A 17002-nucleotide genomic window follows, 5' to 3' on the forward strand; every position below is an offset into this window, starting at 1 on the left:
GGTGACGGCCTCCACCCTGGAAGCCGTCCCCGCGCGTGCAGGGCCCTACTCCACCACCACCAGCTTCGCGTTGTTCTCCACGGCGGTGCCTTCCTTGGCGAACAGCTCCGTCACCTTGCCGGCCTTGGGGCTCTTGAGCTCGTTCTCCATCTTCATCGCCTCCACGACGACGAGCCCCTGGCCCTCCTTCACCTCGTCGCCCACCTTCACCAGCACCTTCACCACCTTGCCGGGCATGGGCGCGGTGACGAGCTGCTTGCCCTCCACGGAGAAGGCCGCGTTGCCCGCGCGCAGGCGCAGGCGGCGCTCGTCCGCCACGTCGAAGCGGTTCACCTGGCCGCGCAGGAGGACGCCCACCTCGTCGCCGTTCTCCTCGAACTCGACGCCGTAGGACTGGCCGTCCACCAGCATGGTCATGGTGCCGTGCTCCAGCATGAGCGCGTCCACCTGGTACGTCTTGCCGTTGACCGTCACCTTGTACTGGTCATTGCCGAGCGGCTCCAGGTCCACCGGCACGGCTTCCTTCTGGCCCTGCTGCTTCGTGAAGTAACGCATGGAGGTCTTTTCCAAAGCTCGAAGGGGAAGGGACTACCGGCGGCGCAGCGCCAGCTTCCACGGGGAGACGCCACCGTTGCCGCCGCCCTGGCCGCTCGCGGCGGGCAGCGACTTCGCGCGCTTCTGATCTCTCTGGTACGCGTGCACCGCGCTGGCGAGCAGCGCCATCTCGCTCAGCTTCGCGTCCTCCACGCCCAGCAGCGTGTCGTGCTCGCGGGTGAGGAAGCTGGTGTCGTAGTCGCCGCCGATGAACTCGGGGTGGGCGAGAATCGCCTTCAGGTAGCGGATGTTGGTGGTGATGCCCTTCACGACGTACTCGGACAGCGCGCGCTGCGTCCGGGCAATCGCCTCGCGCCGCGTGGGGGCCCACACGGACAGCTTGGAAATCATCGGGTCGTAGAAGTTGGGCACCGTGTACCCGGGGAACACGCCCGAGTCGTCGCGCACGTTGGGGCCGCCCGGCACGCGCAGGTACGTAATCTTCCCGGGGCTGGGCATGAAGTTGCGCGACGGGTCCTCCGCGTACACGCGCACTTCGATGGAGTGGCCCCGCGGCTCGGGGGCGGCGGTGAGCGAGAGCTTCTCGCCCTCGGCGGCGCGAATCTGCAGGGCGACGAGGTCCAGCCCCGTCACCCACTCCGTCACCGGGTGCTCCACCTGGAGGCGGGTGTTCATCTCCAGGAAGTAGAAGTTGCGGTGCACGTCGACGAGGAACTCCACCGTGCCCGCGCCCACGTAGTTGACGGCCTTGGCCGCCTTCACGGCGACCTCACCCATCTTCGCGCGCATCTCCGGCGTGAGGATGGGGCTGGGCGTCTCCTCCACCACCTTCTGGTGCCGGCGCTGCGCCGAGCACTCGCGCTCGTTGAGGTGGATGGTGTTGCCGTACTGGTCGGCGAAGACCTGGATCTCCACGTGGTGTGGCTTCTCCAGGTACTTCTCGATGTAGACGGCGTCGTTGCCGAAGGCGCTCATCGCCTCGCCCTTGGCACCGCGCCACGAGGAGTCGAAGTCCTCGGCGCGCTCGACGCGGCGCATGCCCTTGCCGCCGCCACCGCCCGCGGCCTTGAGCATGATGGGGAAGCCAATCTTCAGGGCGTAGGCGCGCGCCTCTTCCAGCGAGGCGAAGGGCTCGGTGGAGCCGGGCACCACGGGCACGCCCGCCTTGATCATGTTCGCGCGGGCGCGGGTCTTCTCGCCCATGGCGTCCATGGCGGAAGCGGGCGGACCGATGAAGGTGATGCCGGCGGCCTCGCAGGCTCGGACGAAGGAGGCATTCTCCGAGAGGAAGCCATAGCCGGGGTGGATGGCGTCCGCGCCGGCCTGCTTCGCGGCGTCGATGATGCGCTGCTGGACCAGGTAGCTCTCACGCGAGGGCGGGGGCCCCACGAAGTACGCCTGGTCCGCGGTGCGGACGTGAAGGGCGGAGCGGTCCGCCTCCGAGTACACCGCCGCGGTGGCGATGCCGAGCTCCTTGCAGGTGCGCATCACCCGGATGGCGATCTCGCCGCGGTTGGCGACGAGCACTTTGCGGATCTTGGGCATGGGCGCCCCTCTAGCACGGGGCGCCCCGGATTTCGCGCCCCTACTTCCGGTGGGTGAGGTACTGCTCCATGTAGACCTTGGCCTGCGCCAGCTTGGCCTCCACGAAGCGGTCATCCTCGTCCGGCTCGGGCGGGGGCATGGGCTTGCCCGGCTCGTTCCCGAAGTCCACCGCGGCGGCCAGCAGGTTGCGCGCCGCGTTGCCGCCACCGAACAGCTTGGCCAGCATGCCCGTCTCGACGTCCAGCCAGCGCGCGGCCTGGCGCATGACGTCCAGCACTTCGCCTTCCACGGCCTTCGACGGGCGGCCCGGGCCGCTGACGCACGTGCGCGCGTAGCTGTGCTCCCGGTCCACGAAGATGCCCAGCGCCCTGTCGCGGAAGTCCTGCGCCAGGGCCTGCGTCATGGCGTCCAGCTGCTCCTCCAGGAAGGGCTGCTCGGACTTGCGGGCCTTGCGGCCGGGAGCGGGGGGCAGCTCCAGCTCGGCGGCGTGCCAGCCCGCCTCGGAAAGGCCCTCGGGCGGCGACTCCAGCCACTTCACTTCAGGCGTGGCCAGGTCGACTGCCTCACATACGCGCTTCAGCGTCTGGCGCAGCGCGGTGAGGTTACCTTCAACGTCGGAGAGAAAGAGGATGAGTCGGCGGTGGGACAAAATGGGTTCCTTTCCTGGCAACCTGAAAGCCCGCGCGCCACCCTCAAATTTCCAGGATGGCGCGTGCCTGCCTGCCCTCCAGCCAGGGGAGGGCAGCCCTCCCGCCCGGGGAACAGCCTACAGCGGGATGTTGCCGTGTTTACGCGGCAGGTTTTCCTGGCGCTTGTCCTTCAGCATCTCCAGCGCGCGGATGACGCGGGAACGGGTGTCTTCCGGACGGATGACCTCGTCGATGTAGCCCAGCTCCGCCGCCTTGAACGGGTTGGCGAACTTCTCCCGGTACTCGGCGGTGAGCTTCGCGCGCTCCGCCGCGGCGTCGGGGGCCTTGAGCAGCTCGTTGCGGAAGATGATGTTCACCGCGCCCTCGGGGCCCATGACGGCGATTTCGGCCGTGGGCCAGGCGTAGTTGATGTCCGCGCGGATGTGCTTGGACGCCATGACGTCGTAGGCGCCGCCGTAGGCCTTGCGGGTGATGATGGTGACCTTGGGGACGGTGGCCTCGGCGTAGGCGTACAGCAGCTTGGCGCCGTGGGTGATGATGCCGCCCCACTCCTGCGAGGTGCCGGGGAGGAAGCCGGGCACGTCCACGAAGGTGATGAGGGGGATGTTGAAGCAGTCGCAGAAGCGCACGAAGCGCGCGGCCTTCACGCTCGCGTCGATGTCCAGCACGCCGGCCAGCACCGCGGGCTGGTTGGCGACGATGCCCACGCTGCGGCCGTTCATGCGCGCGAAGCCGACGACGATGTTCTTGGCGAACTGGTCCTGCACCTCGAAGAAGTGCTTGTCGTCGACGACGGCCTTGATGACTTCCTTGATGTCGTAGGGCTTGTTGGGGTTGCTCGGGACGATGTCCTTGAGCGACGCCTCGGCGCGGAACGGGTCGTCCTCGCACGGCTGGACGGGCGGGTCTTCCTGGTTGTTGGAGGGCAGGAAGGACAAGAGCTCGCGCGTCATGACGATGGCGGCCTGCTCGTTCTCCGCCGCGAAGTGCGCCACGCCGGACTTCTGGTTGTGCGTGAGCGCGCCGCCCAGCGCCTCCTTCGTCACCTCCTCGTGCGTCACCGTCTTGATGACGTCCGGACCGGTGATGAACATGTAGGAGGTGTCCTTCACCATCATGATGAAGTCCGTAATCGCCGGCGAGTACACCGCGCCGCCCGCGCACGGGCCCATGATGAGCGAAATCTGGGGGACGACGCCGGAGGCCAGGGTGTTGCGCAGGAAGATGTCCGCGTAGCCGGCGAGGCTCTCCACGCCCTCCTGGATGCGCGCGCCGCCCGAGTCGTTCAGGCCGATGACGGGCGCGCCCACGCGGGTGGCCATGTCCATGATCTTGCAGATTTTCTGGGCATAGGCGCCGGACAGCGAGCCGCCGAAGACGGTGAAGTCCTGGGCGAAGACGAAGACCTTGCGGCCTTCCACGGTGCCGTAGCCGGTGACGACGCCGTCGCCGGGAATCTTCTTGTCGCCCATGCCGAAGTCGCTCGAGCGGTGGGTGACGAACTTGTCCAGCTCGCAGAAGGAGCCCGGGTCGAGCAGCAGGTCGATGCGCTCGCGGGCCGTCAGCTTGCCGGCCTCGTGCTGCTTGGCGATGCGGTCGGCACCGCCGCCCAGCTCGGCCTGCTTCTCCAGCTGCTGGAGCCGTGCGCGGAGGGGGTTCTCGGAGGTCTCGTCCATGGGCGCCCCCTCTAGCACGATTGGGCGGGCTCCGCGCTCCCCGGAAGCACGGCTTCCACCGCCTCGAGGTCCAGGGCATACCGCTGCCGCACCTCGGCAAGGGGCAGCTCCCACATCCGGCGCCAGGGCGCGCCGAAGAGCAGGCGCGCGCGGTGGCCCAGCAGGTACCCCCGGACGATGGCGCGCATGCGCACGTCCCGCTCGGAGAAGGCGTAGAGGAGGGTGTTGGCCAGCCCCCCCGCGAGGATGCCCAGGGCGAAGGGGCTGCCCACCTGGGCGAGGCTGAAGGCCTGGATGCCCAGCTCTCCGGCCACGTCGGTGTGGAAGCCGGTGAGGACGTGCCAGACGTCGTGGGACTCCAGCATGTGGGCCCGCACGTACTCCTCGTCCGTGTGGGCCTCCAGGGCGGGGAGGGCGTCCGGGTCCAATCCGTTCTCCACCAGATGGTCCGCGAAGGCGCGGCCCAGCGTCCCCTCCGGGAGGTGGCGCAGCGAGGCCAGGTGGAGGAAGCCCACGCGCGGCCGCTCGACGAAGGCCCGGGCGGCGGAGTCGTGCTGCATCAGCCGCTCCACCAGCCTGCGCATGGCGGCGGGTGGGGCGAGCACCGCGGCCAGCTCCAGGATGTCCTGGAGCTGCTCCGGGTCCCGGAGCGCGCGCGCCATGCGCCACGCTGTCCGGGCATACGCGACGGGGTTGCGCATGCCTGCCTCTCGAGCTGTGGGGACGCCGCCGCGCCGGGCGTCCTGGGGGGGCCTTCAGGGTATGCGCCGGGGGGGACGGAGGCGGGCGCGTGAGGTGGGGCGGTGCTCGCGGGCGGACATCCCGAGCGACCGGGAGCGGACACTCAGGAGGCGGGCGGCCGAACGGGCAACTCCCGGGTCCGTGCGGACCGGGCGGCGGGGACGGACGTTTCGGGCCTGGAGGTCCGCCATGCGCGCTGCGCGGGGTTCTTTGCAGGTGGGCGCGTTTCGCGGCATTCCCATCCGCGTCCACTTCACGTTGTTGCTCATCCTGCCCCTGCTGGCGTTCAGCTTCGGCGGGGCCTTCCGCCAGGCGGCGGAGGTGGCCGAGGTGCCTCCGGAGCGGCTGCTCGGCTCGCCCGCGTGGTGGGGGCTGGGGGTGGCGGTGGGCCTGTTCTTCTCCGTGTTCGTGCACGAGCTGGCGCACACCGTCTACGCGCTGGCCCGGGGCGGGCGGGTGCGCTCGATTACGCTGATGATGGTGGGCGGTGTGTCGGAGCTGACGGAGGCGCCGCCGCGCCCGAGGGACGAGGCGCTGATGGCGCTGGTGGGGCCGCTCACCAGCCTCCTCATGGCGGCCATCTTCGGAGTCCTGACGTGGCTCTTGCAGGGCACGCGCTCCTTCAACCTCCAGTTCGCGTGCTTCTACCTGGCGAGCCTCAACTTCTTCCTGGGCGCCTTCAACCTGCTGCCCGCGTTCCCCATGGACGGGGGGCGCATCGTCCGCGCGTCGCTGACGGGCAAGCTGGGGGCGGTGCGCGCGACGCGGGTGGCGTCGCTGATGGGGAAGGGCTTCGCGGTGCTGTTCGGCCTGGTGGGCGCGCTGGTCCTCAACCCGTTCCTGGTGGTCATCGCGGTGTTCATCTACCTGGGCGCGGAGGGCGAGGCGCGGCAGGTGCGGATGAAGGACACGCTGGCGCGCGTGCCGGTGTCGGCGCTGATGACGCCGCGGCTGGCGGGCGTGGAGGCGTCGTCGTCGCTGTGGGAGGCGATGTGGGCGTTGCGGCAGGCGCGGCGGCTGGTGCTGCCGGTGACGGAGGACGGGCGGCCCGTGGGCTGGGTGTGGCTGGAGCCCGTGCAGCAGGTGCCGGAGGTGGAGCGGGCCACGCGCACCACGCGCGAGCTGATGCGGCCGGCGCTGATGGCGGAGATGGAGGAGGACGGGTGGACCGCGCTGCGGCGCATGGCGGAGAACGAGGTGCCGCACCTCGCCGTGGTGGCGGCGAACGGGAGCCTGGTGGGCACGCTGGACCTGGCGGACGTGCAGCGCGGGCTGGCGCTGTACGAGGCGCGGGCGGAGCGCCCCGGGCCCAGGCCGCGGGACTTCCAGCAGGAGCGCCCCGCGTGAGGGCGCGTCAGGCCGCCGCCGCGCCCACGCCGTAGAACTGCTGGCTCAGCTCGGCCTCGCTGGCGAACCGCGGGTACCGGCCCTGCTTGAGCGACGCGCTGTCCGGCAGCGCGGTGGCGGAGGAGGCCTCCAGCAAGTCCGTGAGGAGCTTCGCGAACGCGTCGCGCTGGGCGAGGCCCGGGTACAGCTGGGGCAGCGACAGCCCGGGGACGTTGATGCGCAGCACCACCGGCCCCTGGGCGCCGCTGCCCCAGGACACCACCAGGTCGGTGAGCACCGTCTGGCGGGGCGGGGTGCCCGGCGCCCCGGCGATGGGCAGCATGCCGACGGCCACCGCCAGCACCTCCGTCACCGCGAGGGTGCGGCGCTGGCCGTTGGCGGACTCCAGGCTCACGGCCTTGTCGCTCAGGCTCAGGAGGCGGCAGGGGATGATGCGCGGCGGCGCGGCGGGCGCGTCGATGGCGGGCGCGGACTGGCCCGGCTCCACCCCGCGCCGGCCGCCCCTGTCCAGCGCCGCCGCCACCTCCGCCTCCAGGGCCTGGACGCGCTCGGCCAGCGTGGCGGTGTCTCCCGTCAGCAGCGGCTTCGCGCGGGCCAGGTACTCGCCCGCCTTCTCCGGATGCTTGTGTTGCGCCAGCCGCAGCTCCGCGGCGCGGATGAGGGCGCGCACGGCGACGGCGCCCGAGGCCGTACCGGCCACGACGTACAGGGCCTCCGTCGTGGGCGTCGCGGCGGGTGGGGCGTCCTCTCCCTCCAGGGCCTGCGCCACGCGCCAGGCGGTGGCGGGGCGCATCCGCTCCAGGGGGAGCAGCGTGCCGAGCTGCTCCACCGCGAGCCAGAGGGCCTCGGCCGACGCGCGTCCGGCCAGTACGTTCAGCGCCCGTTCCACCCGCGTGAGGCCGAGCTGGAGCTTCCCGTCCTCCAGGTCCATCCGTCCCAGGGCCAGGAGCGCGTCCGTGTGGTCCGGCTGGCCGGACAGCACGCGCATGAAGCCCTCTCGCGCCTCCTTCAGGTCTCCCCGGTCCAGCGCCGCCTGGGCTTCCGCCACGCGGGGGTCCGCCACCCAGCCGCCCTGGGCCGCCGCGAGCGCGGGTGCCACGACGCGCTCCTCCAGCTGCGTGGCGCGCATCAGCGAGGCCCCCGCGAAGCCGAAGGCGAAGCCGCCGATGTGGGCCATCACCGCCACGCCCGTGTTGTTGCCCCAGAGGAGGTAGTTCAGCACCTCGTTGCCGAACCACAGGCCCGCCCAGGCCCAGCCGGGCACGGGCACGGTGCCGCGCCAGATGCGCAGGAACCAGATGAAGTAGCCCACGCGGACCCGGCGCTGCGCGAAGCGCAGGCAGAACGCGCCCATGCACGCGGCCACGGCGCCGGACGCGCCGACCATCACCCCCTGCGAGGAGGGCTCGATGGCGAAGTGGGCGAGGCCCGCCACCAGGCCTCCCGCCAGGTAGAAGGCCGCGAAGAGGGGCCGTCCCCAGGCGTCCTCGAGCAGCAGGCCCACGACGTAGAAGAAGAGCAGGTTGCCCAGCAGGTGCATCCACCCGAGGTGCAGGAACATGTACGTCAGCCAGCCGGGCTGCGCGATGCCGCGCGCGGGCACCAGCGCGAAGCGCCGCAGCGACGCGCTGTCGGTCCTGACGATGAGCTCATCGCAGCGCGCGTCCAGCTGCTGCTGGCGCTTCGCCACGTCCACGGACGGGTCGTCGTTCTCCTTCACCTTTTCGCGCAGGCGCGCCATCAGCTTCCGGCCATGGTCGGACAGGAAGCGCTCGGAGCAGGTGGCGGGGAACTGAAGCTCGGAGTGCTCGAGCGACTGCTCCGCCAGCTGATTCACGTCGTCATCGCCCACGCCCAGCGGCTCGGCGGGGATGACCCACGTGGCGACGAACGCCAGGGCGCACACGACGGCGATGCCGATGGACACGCGGGGCAGGCGGTCCAGCTCCGCTCCGTCCACACCCAGGGGCAGGAAGATCATCATCTCGGCAGGTCCCCCTCATGGGGCGGCAACGGCGCCCCTCGAGTCACGCGAGCGCCCGGGGCTGCCCGGCGCGTGCGTTCCCGCCATCTATCATGCCGCGCTTCCCCGGCGTCTGGAACGCCCCGTCACTGCGGGGCCGCGCTCCAGGTGGGGGCGGGCGGGCCTACTTCGCCGCCGGCAGCGTCCAGGTGAGGAAGAAGCGGTGCGCGCCGCCGGGGGCGCTGTCCATCCACCCCGTAATCCGGTCGCTCTGCTCCAGCAGCGGGCCCAGCTCCGAGCTGATGGCGAAGAGCGCGGCGAGCTGCTCGTCCGCGAGCACGTCCGACAGCGACACCTGGTTGAGCCCGCGCGCCAGGCGCTTGGGGTCCAGCGAGAAGTCCGCCGCGCGCTCCAGCTTCGCGCCCGCCGCCGGCAGCGCGGCCAGCGTGGCCTGCGTCACCGCCTCGTCGTTGCCCACCACCAGCTGCTGGTCCTTGAGCCGCACGAAGACGCTGCCGCCCTTCACCGTCAGGGCCCAGCCGTCCGCCAGCGCCTTCGCGCCCGGGAAGCTGGACATGGGCGCCAGCGCGGACTTCACCGCCGCCGCGTCCGTCACCTCCGCGGCCAGCGCCTGGCGCACGGCGAAGAAGCGCGTCTCCGGCGCGCGCAGCGAGCCGCGCACCTGCACGGTGTCCATGTTCACCAACAGATTTCCGGTGAGCTGCTTGCCCACCGCGTCCGCCATGGCCTGCACCTGCTCCTTCGGACACGCGGGGCACACGGACTGGATGGTGGCGCGCAGCGAGCCCACCGCCTGCGCCACGCCCGCGGGGGCCACCGCCGCGCGCGAGAAGAGCATGCCGTCCGCCTTCATCGCCCCGTAGGGGCTGGTGCCCTTCGCCTGCAGGGGCGGCAGCGGCAGCTTCAGCGCCGTGCCGTCCACCTTCAGCGCCGTGCCCGTGCCGTCCAGCCCCAGCACCGTGTCGCCGGACGCGAGGTACGCCACGCCCGTCACCTTGCCCAGCCGCGCGTCCGGCGCGGGGGCCCTGCCCACCAGCCTCACCGCCTCCTTCAGCAGCGCGGGGCCGCCCGACTCGGTGGCGCCGAAGGAGCACACGTCCTGGCCCTTGAGGGCATAGCCCATGCTGCCGCCCGCCGCGCGCGACACGCTCACCGTCGTCACGCCCTTCGACGTGGCGGGCTTCGCCTCGTCACCCCCGGCGGCGGCGATGGCCTCGGCCGCCTTCGTCTGGAAGCGCTTCGCGTCCTTCATGCGCAGGCAGGACACGCGGCCGTCCTCGCGCAGGGACACCGTGGCCGGGCCCGCCGGGTCCAACCCCGCCTCGGAGAGCGTCTCGGGCTTCGTCGGGTCGATGACGAGGAAGGGGTGCAGCTCCGCGCGCCAGGCGGACGGGCGCAGCAGCGCCGCGTGCGTGCCCGCGCGCTCCAGGAACGCGGACAGGCCCGCCATCGCATCCAGCTTGGGGACGTGGACGACAGTCTGCGCCGACGCGGCGGAGCGGGGAGCGGGAGCCGCGGCCAGGGTGGCCGCCAGGACGAGCGAGGAGAACATGCCCCCGTGAGAACAGCCGGGCTCCGGGGCTGTCAAGGATGACGCGCCCGCTCCCCCTCCCGGAGTGTCACCCGTTCGAGAGAAGGCGGGCGAGCCAGCAGGGCGGCGCCAGCCCGTCTGGAGTCACGGTCATCTTCCTCCCGGACGCGCGTCGCAGCGCACCGGGCGCGTGGGAGCGGCGCGTGCGTGGCCCCACGGGTGTGTCGCGCGCCGGTACTTCCCGGCGCGGCTGTCTGGGACGGGCTGCCCTCATCATGATGCCGCTCCTCATGTGGGCGCCCGCCGTGCCTCAAGCTAGAGGCGGCCGGCGTTGGCCCACTCAATCATCCGCTCCGCCAGCTCCTCGGCGTTGCGGCGCAGGTGCGCGAGCTGCAGCACCTGGTCATCCGTGCGGGCCAGCGCCATGCGCAAGGCCAGCGTGTCCGCGAAGCGGACCACCTGCGCGATGCTGATGCAGGCCCGGTCCTCCGCCGCCCCCGCGAAGCGGGCGACCTCCGCGTCCACCGTGAGGCCCTCCGCCACCAGCGCCTGTACCAGCGCGCCACGCGCCACCGGCGTCTCGTACTCCCCCGGGTTGCGAAGCTGCCTCCGCCACGATTGCGCCTCCCACCGCTTGCGCGCGGGGTCCCTGGAGACCCTTTGCGACAGTGGCTGCGCGCTCGTCATCCCCACCACGCCGGTCAGCACCGGCGACCAGATGTTCATCTCCATCACTTCCCCCTCTCCACTACGGGGTTCCATCCACAGGCATGAGCGACATCGATGTTGCTTCGTCAGTCCCGCGCGCCGGACCGCTCACCCCTTATTACGGCCATGCCTTGAATTCTTGACTCGTCCCGGGGCGCCAACCTGTTGCGTCGGGGCGCCACGAGACTCGTGGACAGGAGATAGGTGTCGTCGTTGACAGGCGACGGGTCCCCCGGGACAGTCCGCGCGTCATGGCCACCTACCCCGCCTCACCTCGCGACGCCTTCCACCTGCTGCGCGCACTGTCGGAGGACCTGTCCCACCCGGACCGCCGTCCCCGGGCGCTGACGGAGCTGCGCGAGCTGGCCGAGGCCGCCCGCGGCCGTCCGGAGACGGCGCCGCTGCGGCTGGTGACGGTGACGGTGGCGGTGGGCGCGTCCCAGGAGCGGCTGGAGCTGTTCCTCCTGCCGTCCATCTTCGCCCCCGAGGCGTGGGCCTATACCTTCATGGAGGGCCTCCTGAGCGTGCCGCTGGACGAGTACGCGGGGAAGCGGCTGGTGGAGGTGGGCGCGGGCTCGGGCTGGATTTGCATCGCCCTGGCGAAGTTCACCCGGCTGGCGCACGTGCACGGCGCGGACCTCAACCCGCACTCGCCGGTGGTGGCGCGGTGCAACGCGTGGCTCAACGGCGACGAGGCGCTGGTGGCGCGCCTGTCCTTCGGGGAGAGCGACCTGTTGCGCGGCGTACCCTCGGAGGCCCCGTGGGACTTCGTGGTGGGCTGCATCCCCCAGGTGCTGCGCGGCGAGGAGCAGGAATTGCCGGCCGAGCTGTCCCAGGCCGACGAGCAGGCGCTGTACGACTTGTCCAACTACTGCACGCTGCAGAACGTCTACGAGGACCACTTCGGGCTGGGGCTCATCGCGCGGCTGCTGGACGAGGCCCCGGAGCGGCTGTCGCCGGGAGGGCGGCTGTTGCTCAACCTGGCGGGCCGGCCGGGACGTCCCATCATCCAGCGCATGCTGACCCGGCGCGGCTTCACGCCCAGGGTCCGCGTGGCGCGGCGGGTGATGCAGGCGGCGGACACGGACATCCGCCCGCTGGTGGCGCTGGAGCAGCGCACCGGGCGCGAGTTCGAGTTCTTCATGGAGGCCCGCAGCCCGGAGCCGCTGCGCGCGGCCACGGCGCTGGGCTGGCTGCAGGCGGGCCACCCGGTGTGGCACGAGGTGGCGGTGTGGGAAGCGCAGCTCGCGCTGCCCCGCGAGACGCTGGCCCTGCGCGCGGCCCTGCGTGAGTTGGGCGCCGCGTCGCTGCAGGAGGAGCTGGACCTGGGCGCGGCGTCGGCGGAGCAGCTGGGCTTCGTGGCGGAGCTGGCGGCGCGGCTGGCGAAGGGGCCGCTGATGCCGTACGCGCACGAGGCGGGGGACGCGTCCTTCCGCCGCCGCGTGGTGCGCTACCTGGACCGGTACTTCGGGCTCCAGCTGACGGAGGAGGAGCTGTTCGTCGCGCCCGAGCGGGAGCAGGCCGTCTACTCGCTGCTGATGGCCACGTGCGACGCGGGCGACGAGGTGCTGGTGTCGCGCAACCTGCAGCCGCTCTACGCGCGGGCGCTGGAGAAGGCGGGCGTGCGCACCACGGTGACGCACACCACGCTGGACGAGGTCCGCCAGCTGCTGACGGCCTTCGACGTGAAGCTGGTGCTGCTGACGGTGGAGCCGGGCGAGCGCACCAACCTGGCGGTGCTGCGCGACATCCTCGCGGAGACGGCGCGGCGGGGCATCTGGGTGGTGCTGGACGAGAGCGCCTTCTTCAACATCACCGGCGCGGTGGAGCCCCACACCCTCTTCGAGTTCCTCGCGCGCGAGCCGTATGCGCCGAACCTCGTGGTGCTCTACGGGCTCATCAAGAACGCGGTGTGGCCGGACCTGGAGCTGACGCTGCTGCTCCCCGTGCCGGAGCCCTTGCGCGCGGACCTGGAGGTGGCGGCGGAGGTGACGTACTCGCGCATCAGCACGCTGGCGGAGTGGTTCTACGAGCGCACCTTCGCGGACCTGCTGTCCTTCCGCATCTCCTTCACGGAGCCGGAGGCGCCCGCGGCCCGCAAGGCCCCGGCGGTGCCGCTGCCCCGCTCCAGGCGCATCGCGAAGCTCGCCACCTTCCCCGCCTTCGCGCCGAAGGTGTTCCGCGAGGACGACGCGGAGCTGGTGCGCCTGGACTACGGGGAGAACGAGGGGCCGCTGCCCGCGCCGCTGGTGGAGGGGCTCATCGCGGCGGGCACCGCGCCGCGCGAATCGGGCACGCAGACGGGGCTGACGGAGGCGGTGGCCGCCTTCCTGCTGGAGTCGCGCGCCGCGCGCTACGCGCCGGAGGACCTGGCGGTGGCGCCGGGCGTCTGGCCGCTCATCCACCACCTGGGCGTGGCGCTGCGCCGGAGGCTGGGGCGCGCGCCGCGCGTCTTCCTGGCCACGCCGTGCTACGGCGTGCTGCCGCCCACCTTCGTGTCCGCCGGCTGTGACGTGGAGCAGGGCCCGCTGTCCGGGCTGCTCGCGCGGCGGGGGCAGGGCGGCGGGGCCCCGGACGCCGTCGTCGTCTCCCAGCCTTCCAACCCCACCGGCGCCTACCTCACGCAGGAGGAGCTGGTGGCGCTGGCCACCTATGTAGTGGAGCAGCGGTGCCTGCTGGTGTCGGACGAAATCTTCGGGCTGGTCAACCTCACCAGCCCCACGGCGGAGACGGTGCACAGCCCGGTGACGCTGGAGGGCGCGGTGCCCGGTGTGGGCGCGCGCACGGTGCTGCTGGGCGGCCTGTCCAAGGAGTTCGCCGCCGGCGGCCTGCGCGTGGGCTGGCTGGCCACGCGCGACAGGGCCCTGGCCGCGGCGGTGCGCGACAGCGGCCCGGGCGTGCTGCACCTGGTGACGGCGCGCGCCGCGGCGTACCTGTACGCGGCCTATGCGCGCAGCCCGGACGGACAGCTCCTCTACCCGTCACGGCACCGCGCGCTGCGCACCTTCCTGACGAAGATGCGCCGCGAGCTGGCCGAGAAGCGCGAGCTGCTGGCGCAGGCGCTGCCGGGCGACGGACGCTCGGACGCGAGCGACGCGGGCGGACTCTTCCTCGCGCCCCGGATGACGGCGTGGCTGGGCCGCGAGGTGGACGGCGAGCGCCTCACGCCGGAGAACCTGCCCGCGCTCATCTACGCGCACACCCACGTGGTGCTCAACGGCGGCCCGTGGTGTGGAGACGCGGAGCGCGTGCGCGCGGTATTCTCCATTCCCCGCGAGAAGCTGCTGAAGGCCCGCGAGCGGCTGCTGGCCTTCGGCGCGAAGCTGAAGTCATGACGCGGGCAGGGCCTGTTCACACCGGGACAGTCCTCCTGCCCTCCGGCTCGATGGGCCCGAGTCCGTAAGTCCCGCATGGTGGGAAATCCCGGTGCAGGCACGGCCGGGGTCTGTGGCTCGAAACATCCAAGCATCCGGGGGGATGCCATGCCGAATCTGCTCGACCTGCCTCGACAGGCATTGATGGACCTGCGTTCACGCCTGAGCCATCTGCCGCTGGTGTCCCAGTTCCCGCTGCGGAACGTGACGCCGGACTTCCTGTCCCTCTCCAGCCCGGCGCCGCAGGACCACGCGCTGGCGGACCCGGAGCGGGTGGAGGTCTGGCAGCGGGCGTGCGAGCGGTACGTGCGGCCCGGGCAGGTGGTGATGGACGCGTGCACCGGCACGGGGCTGCGCACCTTCCTCGCGGCCAGCCGCCATCCGAAGAAGCTGTACGCGGTGGACGGCTCGCGCCTCTTGGACACGGCGCAGTGGGTGGCGCGGCGCAACGGGCTGGAGCACATCGACTTCGTGCGCTCGCACCCGTGGCAGTACCAGCCGCCGGAGAAGGTGGACGTGCTGCTGCACGAGCTGCTGGGCGACGCCCTCTTCGACGCGGGGCTGGTGCCGAGGATGCTGGATTTGCGCACGCGGATGCTCAAGCCGGGCGGGCGCATCCTCCCCAACCGCTTCGAGGTCTTCGTGGAGCCGGTGCAGCTGCGCGACGAGGCCTGCATCCCCTTCATCTGGAGCCAGCGCTTCCCCAGCGTGGACTACAGCTGCCTGCAGACGCTGCGCGAGGCGATGAACCCGTCCTACTTCACGCGCGTCATCCGCTCGTATGAGGTGGACCACCTCCTGTGCGACCCGGAGCCTGCCTTCGCCTTCGACCTGGAGACGATGGCCGCGGACGGCCTGCCGCACCGGGTGCGCTACGAGCGGCCGGTGGTGGACGAGGGCCGGGTGGACGGCTTCTGCCTCTTCTACAAGGTGGCCTTCGACGCGGAGCTGTCCTTCACCGTGTCGCCGCTGCGCGGGCAGAACCACGCGGGCATGACGCTCCTGCGCGTGGACTCGCGCGAGTTCGAGCGCTTCGACACGCTCTCCTTCGAGCTGGAGCTGGTGGACCCGAGCGACGTGCGCACCTGGCGCTGGCAGTTCACCTGAGGGCAGTCGCAGTGCTCGCGGGTGGACAGCCCGTGCGGCGCGAGGGTGAGCGCCGGGAGGGGTGTGGCTAGCTTTCTCGCAACGGCATGCCCTCTTCCCGAGTCCTCCTCGTCGTCGTGTCCCTGTCGCTGGGCGTCGCGGTGCTGGCCGCCGCCCAGACGAGCTCCGAGCGCCCGCGCACCGTGGCCGGCGTGTGCGGCGCCACCAACTGGGCGTGTGTGGCCGAGTGCATCGACGCCGAGTGCGTGGACCGGTGCATGCGCGAGGACTGCGAGAAGGCGCTGGAGCGGCTCAAGCTCTGCACGGAGAAGGCGGGCTGCGCGCCGGACGACACGCAGTGCGCCGCGCGCACGTGTGGCAATACCTGCAAGCGCTCCTTCGAGCCGGCCCCGCCGAGCCCGGAGAAGGAGCGGGTGGACCCGTGCCAGGGGCTGCCCGCTTCCGCCAAGAAGCTCCCCGAGGAGCTGCTGGGCACCTGGACGCTGTCCGCCGCCAGCCTGCCGGAGGAGGTGGACGGCGGGCCCGAGCGAATCGAGGCGCAGCCGCGCGCGGACTATGAGCGCACGCTGCAGGTGCTGCCCAACGGCTGCTTCATCCTGCGCACCACGCTGGAGGAGGCGACGCTGGGACGGGGCAACGAGCTGGTGGTCCGCGCCTGGGGCACGGTGGAGCTGGCTGGCAAGGACCGGGTGACGCTGCGCACGAAGGACGGGCAGGCGGTGGGCCCGGTGTGCGGCGACAAGCGCGTCATCCCGCTGTCTCGCAAGAAGCTGAAGTTCCGCGGCGGCACGTACCGCTGGGACATCGAGGAGGAAATCCTCACCCTGATGGTGGAGGACGCCAGCAAGCAGACCTTCCAGTTCGACCGCAGGCCCCCGGAGCCGGAGAAGCAGTAGGGGGACGCGGACGGGACATGGGTTGTGCGAAGCTCTCGTGACTCTCCGGAGGGGGAAGCGATGAACGCCCAGCCGCTGTCCCATGCGCTCGAGGTCGAAGGCGGCCGGTGTCACGTCCACCCGGACCGGCCCGCCCTGGGGACGTGTACCCGGTGCGGCACCTTCTATTGCGAGCAGGACCGCCAGGTGATGAGCGGGGAGGCGTACTGCGGAGCCTGCGCCGCGCGCCCGGAGCTGAACTACCTGGAGGCCTTCCGGCTGAAGTGCTGGGGCCGGCGCGACGGCTGGGCCTGGTTCGTGGGGCTCGGCGCGCTGGTCAACCTCGCCATCGCGGCCCTCGCCTTCGCGGAAGGCAAGCTCGAGGCGATACCCCTGGGGGGCGTCGGGCTCCTGGCGGGCGGGGTAGGGGTGTGCTTCTGGCTGGGCATGCCGTGGGCGCGCCCGGCGCTCATCGGCGTGCCCATCGTCTCCATCGGGGTGGGGGCGCTGGTGGCGGAGCCGGCGCTGGCGTTCCGCGCGGTCATTCCGCTGCTCCTCACCATCGCCGCCTACAACGACACCCGCAACAAGCTCTTCTTCAAGCAGGAGGTTCCCCCCGGGGCGCTGAAGAAGGCGTGGGACATCTACAACAACAACCCGATGGCGCGAATGGGCATCCTCCTGGGGGTGTTCGGCTTGTTCGTTCCCGGCATCGGCATCCTCGCGCTCATCTGCTCCATCATCGCGCTGCGCCGGGTGAATCCGGACGCGCACCCGCCCATCGGGAGGAGGGGACAGTCCATCGCTGGCATCATCCTCGGCGGGCTGGGCACCCTGCTCTGGCTCGCCTTCATGTGAGGGCGGACCTCGAGAGCTTGAGTCCATGAGCAGTCCGGCCGGGAGGCACCC

13 protein-coding genes are annotated in these 17002 nt (G+C 71.6%); 5 read left to right on the plus strand and 8 right to left on the minus strand.

The window, feature by feature from the left end; all coding sequences use genetic code 11:
* Positions 1-45: 45 nt before the first annotated feature.
* From ACX9TP_RS07270 to ACX9TP_RS07290, 5 genes are all read right to left on the minus strand, one after another.
* Positions 46-555, minus strand: a complete 510-nt coding sequence (locus ACX9TP_RS07270) for a biotin/lipoyl-containing protein (RefSeq protein WP_482978993.1) — start codon at positions 553-555, stop codon at positions 46-48.
* Between the two features lie 33 nt (positions 556-588).
* A complete protein-coding gene (gene accC, locus ACX9TP_RS07275; RefSeq protein WP_482978994.1) occupies positions 589-2100 on the minus strand; it encodes an acetyl-CoA carboxylase biotin carboxylase subunit in 1512 nt (503 codons plus the stop codon).
* Between the two features lie 40 nt (positions 2101-2140).
* Positions 2141-2749: a hypothetical protein gene (locus ACX9TP_RS07280; RefSeq protein WP_482978995.1), complete on the minus strand. Its 609-nt coding sequence runs from the start codon at positions 2747-2749 to the stop codon at positions 2141-2143.
* 117 nt (positions 2750-2866) lie between these two features.
* Positions 2867-4426, minus strand: coding sequence for an acyl-CoA carboxylase subunit beta (locus ACX9TP_RS07285; RefSeq protein ID WP_482978996.1), 1560 nt, complete (start codon positions 4424-4426; stop codon positions 2867-2869).
* Positions 4427-4437: 11 nt separating this feature from the next.
* A complete protein-coding gene (locus ACX9TP_RS07290) occupies positions 4438-5127 on the minus strand; it encodes a Coq4 family protein (RefSeq protein ID WP_482978997.1) in 690 nt (229 codons plus the stop codon).
* Between the two features lie 229 nt (positions 5128-5356).
* On the opposite strand from ACX9TP_RS07290, the gene ACX9TP_RS07295 reads away from it, so the two are divergent.
* A complete protein-coding gene (locus ACX9TP_RS07295; RefSeq protein ID WP_482978998.1) occupies positions 5357-6514 on the plus strand; it encodes a M50 family metallopeptidase in 1158 nt (385 codons plus the stop codon).
* Positions 6515-6521: 7 nt separating this feature from the next.
* On the opposite strand, the gene ACX9TP_RS07300 is transcribed toward ACX9TP_RS07295, so the two are convergent.
* From ACX9TP_RS07300 to ACX9TP_RS07310, 3 genes are all read right to left on the minus strand, one after another.
* Entirely contained in the window at positions 6522-8498 is a 1977-nt protein-coding gene (locus ACX9TP_RS07300) for a rhomboid family intramembrane serine protease (RefSeq protein WP_482978999.1), read from the minus strand.
* Between the two features lie 163 nt (positions 8499-8661).
* Entirely contained in the window at positions 8662-10050 is a 1389-nt protein-coding gene (locus ACX9TP_RS07305) for a hypothetical protein (RefSeq protein WP_482979000.1), read from the minus strand.
* A gap of 294 nt (positions 10051-10344) precedes the next feature.
* Complete coding sequence (locus tag ACX9TP_RS07310; protein ID WP_482979001.1) at positions 10345-10761, minus strand: hypothetical protein; 417 nt, start codon at positions 10759-10761, stop codon at positions 10345-10347.
* 227 nt (positions 10762-10988) lie between these two features.
* Here ACX9TP_RS07310 and ACX9TP_RS07315 point away from each other — a divergent pair, with 227 nt between their 5' ends.
* From ACX9TP_RS07315 to ACX9TP_RS07330, 4 genes are all read left to right on the plus strand, one after another.
* Entirely contained in the window at positions 10989-14072 is a 3084-nt protein-coding gene (locus tag ACX9TP_RS07315; protein ID WP_482979002.1) for an aminotransferase class I/II-fold pyridoxal phosphate-dependent enzyme, read from the plus strand.
* A gap of 147 nt (positions 14073-14219) precedes the next feature.
* On the plus strand, positions 14220-15218 hold the full coding sequence (locus ACX9TP_RS07320; RefSeq protein WP_482979003.1) for a class I SAM-dependent methyltransferase: 999 nt from the start codon (positions 14220-14222) through the stop codon (positions 15216-15218).
* An 86-nt stretch (positions 15219-15304) separates the two neighbouring features.
* Positions 15305-16114, plus strand: a complete 810-nt coding sequence (locus ACX9TP_RS07325) for a hypothetical protein (RefSeq protein WP_482979004.1) — start codon at positions 15305-15307, stop codon at positions 16112-16114.
* Positions 16115-16174: 60 nt separating this feature from the next.
* Positions 16175-16951, plus strand: a complete 777-nt coding sequence (locus ACX9TP_RS07330) for a B-box zinc finger protein (protein WP_482979005.1) — start codon at positions 16175-16177, stop codon at positions 16949-16951.
* Positions 16952-17002: the final 51 nt, after the last annotated feature.

This window comes from Pyxidicoccus sp. M15 (assembly GCF_056858435.1).